This is a genomic window from Sphingobium sp. ba1 (assembly GCF_000743655.1).
Lineage (GTDB): Bacteria > Pseudomonadota > Alphaproteobacteria > Sphingomonadales > Sphingomonadaceae > Sphingobium.
Genome location: NZ_JPPQ01000069.1, coordinates 823,135 through 828,825, shown reverse-complemented (window position 1 = coordinate 828,825; position 5,691 = coordinate 823,135). Strand labels below are relative to the sequence as shown.

Here is a 5,691-nt window from a genome sequence, read left to right as displayed (position 1 = left end):
ACCGTGTCGCCCGCCTGCATCTCGCCGATCCGCTTCAAACCGACATAGGCGGTGATGCCCGACCAGCCGAGCGCGCCCATATAGGCGGTCAGCGGCACGCTGGGGTCGACATGGACATTTTCGATCGCGAAATTGCCGGGGTTCAGGATCGAAAATTCCTCCCACCCGACAAAACCCCGGCCATAATCGCCTTCCTTGAAGCCCGGATTGCGCGACTGGATCACCCGGCCCAGCACCATGGTCGGGATGATGCCGCCGATCGGCGTCGCAGGCAGGTAGCTGTCGTCGCGATCGTCCAGCATCCCGCGCACGGCCGGATCGATGGCGAACACCTCGTTCTGGATCAGGATTTCGCCCTCTTCCAGTTCGCGCACCTGCCCTTCGACAAGGCGAAAATTCTCCGGCACGGGCACGCCATGCGGGCGCGAGGCAAGGACGATCTGGCGGTTCAGCAAGGCAGTTCTCCAGCTTGGGCGCGCGTTGGGCGCGTCTTTGACCCCGCTATGCCCTGCCCCAACCCCGCGCGACACTGGCGAAATGCACAGCTGCCCTGTGGCAAAAAGAAAGCGCGCGAAGCCGGGTGGCTCCGCGCGCTCCAGGAAGTCGCGCTATGGGAGAGGGGGAGATCAGCGCGAAGCGTATTGACGGCCTTTGCTGGCGACGGCCCAGCGTTGTGGTGTCGCACCGGGCGCGGCTTCGCGCACGAAACACTGGCCGCGACGCGACTGCACGATGCGGCAGGCGCTCATGGCGTCGGCACGGCTGGCAAAGCCGCTGATCGCCAGGCGGTGGAAAGTCTTGCCCTTCACGGTCGTCTGGCTGGTCAGCACGGGGAAGGCCGACAACATCATGTTGCCGCCCGCCATCTGCATCCATTTTTCCTTGGCGATGCCCGCGCTGTCATAAGCGCCCAGCTGGACCACCCAATTGCTCGCCCCATTGGCGACCGGCTTGATGAAGGCGACCTGCTGCATCCGCGCGGCAGGGCCAGCGGCGGCGGGCTGCGCCTTGGCGCGGGACTTGGGCGCGATCCGCTTACCCGACCGATCCTCGACGATGAAGTCGCGGACAGCGACCCGTACAGGCTTGGGGCTGGCTTTGATGACCGGTGCTGCCTCGACTACAGGCGCGGGCGCAGCCTCGGCGACCTGCACCGGTGCCTGCGTCTCGACGACCGGCATCGGATCGGCTTGTGCCATCTCGACCGGCGCAGCCGCGGCGGACGGCGACGACAATGCCAGCGCCACCGGTTGCCCCATATCATTGGGATCGATCGTCACGCCCATCAGCGCCGCGACACGCATCGGCGCCAGCGAAGGCTCCGCAATCTGCGCCCAGTCGGAAATCCGCTTGTTCGCGGCCAGCGGCTCCATGTCCATGCCCGCAACCATGCGCGCATCCTTCCAGCGACCGGCCAACGCATAGGCATAGGCCAGGTTCTGGCGCGTGCGCGCAGTGGCGGATGGATCGTGAATGGCTTGCGACAATATCCGCACGCCTTCCTGCGGGTCGCCGGCCATCGCCATGGCCAGGCCATAGTCACCGGCCGGAACCGTAGAGGCGTTCGTCACCAGCAGATTGCGCGCGGCGTCCGACCGCCCCTGCGCCACCTGCACCAGCGCCAGGCTGACGATCGTGCCGACGTCGCCATCGCCCAGCGTCATCGCATCGCTCAGTGCCGCTTCGGCCGAGGCAAAGCGCCCCGCCTGCACATAGGCACGGCCCAATAGCTGGCGATAGGCGCCATTGTCGGGCGCGAGTTGCACGGCGGCTTCGGCGGCGGCAACCGCCTTGGTCGCGTCGCGCGATGCCAGCGCCTTTTCCGCGATGGCCGCCTGCTTGGCGGGATCGCCCTTGGGCTGCCCGACCGATGCCGAAGGACGGAATGCCGCCCCGGTACAGCCCACCATCGTCGTGGCGACGAGCAGCGATGCGATCGCCGCCTTGCCGAATGTCGTGCGCTTCATATGCCTACCCACTTTCATGCCTTGTCGCCGCGCATCTGCGGCAGCTGCTGAGTCAGCCGGTCGATTTCCGGCAACGTGTCGATGAAGTCATCGAGCGCCTGCGTAACAATCTGTTGCGCCGACCGTCCCGTGACGGCGCAGGCAAGGCGCAGTTTCAAATGGCGTTCAGCCTCCAGCCGCAGCGTGAAGGCGGCCTTGCGGCCCGGAGCCAGTGCGGGTGCCGGTGTCGGCACGGCCTTCTTGCGCGTCGCAGGTGCGGCCTTGATCCGTTCGGCCAATTCCTCGCGTGCCAGCACGACCGGCGGCACAGCCACGGGCGTCGTCATCGGCGTCAGGCCGATCGCGACCGGCGGCTCTTCGACCGGTATCGGCACTGGCTCCACATCGAAACCCATGTCGTTCCAGCCCAGATCATCCTGCGGCACTGCATTGCCGACGGTGCGACCAAAGCCCATCATCGGGCGGCGCATCGCCGGTTGCGCCGCGCCCTTGCGCGCGAGCAAGCCCGACGTCAGCGATGCGAGCGGTTTGGGTTCGGCCATGACGCTTGCCTCCCTTACTGGCCGATCGCGCGGCGGCCGAAGCCTCCGCCGGTCGGGCGAGCCGCGACGGTGCCGACGCTGCCCTGGGGCACGGAAAAGACCGTGCGGCGGAAATTCTTTTCCAGCCGATCCGACACATAGGACCAGAGCTGGGCGACTTCGGCGGCAGAGCGTCCTCTGGGATCAACCTCCATCACCGTGCGTCCGTCGATCATCGACGCGGCGAAATCTGTGCGGTGGTGCAACGTCACCGGCGCGACCGTGCCATGTTGCGACAGGGCAACGGCGGCTTCGGACGTGATGCGCGCCCTGGGCGTCGCGGCATTGACGACGAAGAGCAGCGGTTTGCCCGCCCGCTCGCATAGATCAACGGTCGCGCCCACCGCGCGCAGGTCATGCGGGCTGGGCCGGGTCGGCACGACGATCAGCTCGGCGACGGAAATCACGCTCTGGATCGCCATGGTGATGGCGGGCGGCGTATCGATGACGGCCAGCTTGAAACCCTGTTGCCGCAATGTCTCCAGGTCGGCGGCCAGCCGCGCGACCGTGGTCTGGGCGAAGGCAGGAAATTCGGCCTCCCGTTCGTTCCACCAGTCGGCGAGCGAACCTTGCGGATCAATGTCGATCAGCACGACGGGACCAGCGCCTGCCATCTGCGCCTGCACGGCCAGATGACCCGACAAGGTGGTCTTGCCCGATCCGCCTTTCTGCGACGCCAATGCCAAAATCCGCAACGAATATCCCCCCAGAAAATCCAGTTCCGGTCGGGACTGCCACAACTGCACCTAAAAATTGGTTAACCCACGCTCGGCTTTGCTTGGGGCGAGGGGCTAGTCCAGCCAAGTCCCACCCGAACCTGCGCCTCTTATGCTAACGTGAATTTAACCTTGTTTGCGCATCACCAGCGCAAAGCTGTTCGCGCAGGAGCATGGGACTATGACGTATCTTTGGAAGAGCATGGCGCTGGGGTGCCTGATCGGCTTGGCCGCACCAGCGATGGCCGACGTCAAGGCAGGCGTCGATGCCTGGCAGCAGGGCGACTATGCCAAGGCGATCGGCGAGTGGCGTCCGCTGGCGCTCGCGGGCGATCCCGATGCGCAGTTCAACATGGGCCAGGCCTATAAGCTGGGTCGCGGCGTCCAGCCCGACCTGACGGCCGCGCTCGACTGGTATCGCAAGGCCAGTGCCCAAGGTCATTTGCGCGCCGAGGATAATCTGGGCCTGCTGATGTTCCAGCAGGGCGACCGCGCGAACGCCATGCCCTTCCTCCAGCGCGCGTCGATGCGCGGCGAACCGCGCGCGCAATATATTGTCGGCACGACCCTGTTCAACGGCGACCTGATCGGCAAGGATTGGGTGCGCGCCTATGCATTGATGACCCGCGCGTCGGCATCGGGCCTGCCGCAGGCGGCGACCAGCCTGACCGAGATGGACAAGTTCATCCCCGAAGATCAGCGCAAGCAAGGCCTGGCACTGGCCGCCAGCCTGGAGAAGTCGGAAAAGACGGGTGCGCTCGCCGCAGCGAGTCCTGCCCCGGCAAAGCCCGCGCCGATACGGTCCGCCACCTCAGCGGTGCGGACGACGGAACTGCCGCCCTCGACCATCAACCAGCCTGCCCCGGTTGCCACGCCGCCAGCGCCCCGGCCTGCGCCCAAGCCTGCGCCGCAGGTTGCAGTTGCCAAACCCGCGCCGCGCCCGGCACCGGCCATCCCCGCCCCCGCCGCATCGGGCGGCTGGCGCGTCCAATTGGGCGCGTTCAGCGAAGATGGCCGCGCCCGCGCGCTGTGGAACCAGATGACCGGCAAAGTCAGCGGCCTGTCCGCCTACCAGCCCTATCTGGTCAAGGCCGGCAATGTCACCCGCCTGCAGGCCGGCCCCATCGCCAGCAGCAGCGACGCCGCGCGCCTGTGCGCCAAGATCAAGGCCGCCGGTGCAGACTGCATGCCCAAGAAGATGTAACCCCGCGCCTTACTCGACCTGTTCCCCGGCGAAGGCCGGGGTCCAGTCCAGAGCGTGGAACTGGACCCCGGCCTCCGTGTTTTATCCCGTCTGTTTGTATAGAGTTGTTTGGAGTGGCTGCTGGATTGCGCCATCTTGCCAAGCGAGGATATCATGCAGATCCACTTGCACGCTAATGCCCGAACCACGCCCAAGACGCGGGCTTTGATCCAGTCGAGCGCGCTGTCGGTGGCGCAATTGGCCCGCCAGCTCGGTGTCAGCGAAACCACCGTGCGGCGCTGGAAAGCCAGAGATCGCGTCACCGACGGATCGCACACCCGGCATAGGCTGGGACAAAGCACCTCGCCGACCGACGAAGCGCTCATTCGCGAACTGCGGCAGGATATCGGCCTGAGCCTCGACGACATCGTCCAGGTCATGCAGCGGTGCGTCAATCCCACCCTCTCGCGCAGCGCCATCCACCGCTGCATGAAGCGTATCGGCGTGGCCCAAAGACCCCAGCCCGCAGCCCAGCCTAGCCCCAGCCGCCGCTTCCCCGATGACACACCCTGCGGCTTCATCCATATCGACCTCAAGCATCTCACCCGCCTGCAAGCCCAGCGCGCTTATGTGTTCGTCGCCATCGACCGCGCCACCCGCTTCGTCCATATCGAGATTGTCCGGCAACGCGATGCCCATAGCATCGCCGCCTGCCTCGAACGATTCCTCGCAGTCTTCCCCCATCAGGTCCACACCATCCTCACCGACAATGGGTCCGAGTTCACGGATCGCTTCGCCGTCGATATGAAGGACAAGCCCCAGGGCAAACCTTCAGGACGACATCCCTTCGATCGCATCTGCCAGGACCGCGCCATCGAGCATCGCCTCACAAAGCCCTTCCACCCCCAGACCAACGGCATGGTCGAACGTTTCAACCGGCGTCTTGCCGAAGCCCTGCGACACCATCCCAGCGCCGGTACCAATCGCGGCAAAAACCACTTCCTGTCTCACGACCAAAGAAATGCCTTCCTCCATCAAACCGTCCAGAACTATAACCGTACAAGGCTGCGATGCCTCAAATACCAGTCCCCAAACGACGCCCTCGCTAATCAGACGGAACTCAACACCTTCGCCGGGGAACAGCGCGCATGAGTCAGCCTTATTGCGCGATGGTATAAGCCCTCCCTGTTTAGAAAGATCGTTGCCAAATTCATCGACCACAGATTTTTACGTCATTCCCGCGC

5 protein-coding genes and 1 pseudogene are annotated in these 5,691 nt (G+C 65.3%); 2 read left to right on the top strand and 4 right to left on the bottom strand.

Annotated elements, in window-relative coordinates:
- The 4 genes and pseudogenes from IL54_RS07000 to IL54_RS06985 all read right to left on the bottom strand — a co-directional run.
- Nucleotides 1-455, bottom strand: a pseudogene (locus tag IL54_RS07000) (NADP-dependent oxidoreductase); the annotation flags it as partial.
- A gap of 171 nt (nucleotides 456-626) precedes the next feature.
- Nucleotides 627-1,967, bottom strand: coding sequence for an SPOR domain-containing protein (locus IL54_RS06995; protein WP_037474290.1), 1,341 nt, complete (start codon nucleotides 1,965-1,967; stop codon nucleotides 627-629).
- Nucleotides 1,968-1,981: 14 nt separating this feature from the next.
- Complete coding sequence (locus IL54_RS06990; protein WP_037474288.1) at nucleotides 1,982-2,509, bottom strand: hypothetical protein; 528 nt, start codon at nucleotides 2,507-2,509, stop codon at nucleotides 1,982-1,984.
- A 14-nt stretch (nucleotides 2,510-2,523) separates the two neighbouring features.
- Nucleotides 2,524-3,243, bottom strand: a complete 720-nt coding sequence (locus IL54_RS06985; protein WP_037478020.1) for a ParA family protein — start codon at nucleotides 3,241-3,243, stop codon at nucleotides 2,524-2,526.
- A gap of 202 nt (nucleotides 3,244-3,445) precedes the next feature.
- Here IL54_RS06985 and IL54_RS06980 point away from each other — a divergent pair, with 202 nt between their 5' ends.
- Together IL54_RS06980 and IL54_RS06975 are read left to right on the top strand one after the other, a co-directional pair.
- Nucleotides 3,446-4,468, top strand: coding sequence for an SPOR domain-containing protein (locus IL54_RS06980; RefSeq protein WP_037478019.1), 1,023 nt, complete (start codon nucleotides 3,446-3,448; stop codon nucleotides 4,466-4,468).
- Between the two features lie 153 nt (nucleotides 4,469-4,621).
- A complete protein-coding gene (locus IL54_RS06975; protein ID WP_156106155.1) occupies nucleotides 4,622-5,599 on the top strand; it encodes a DDE-type integrase/transposase/recombinase in 978 nt (325 codons plus the stop codon).
- Nucleotides 5,600-5,691: the final 92 nt, after the last annotated feature.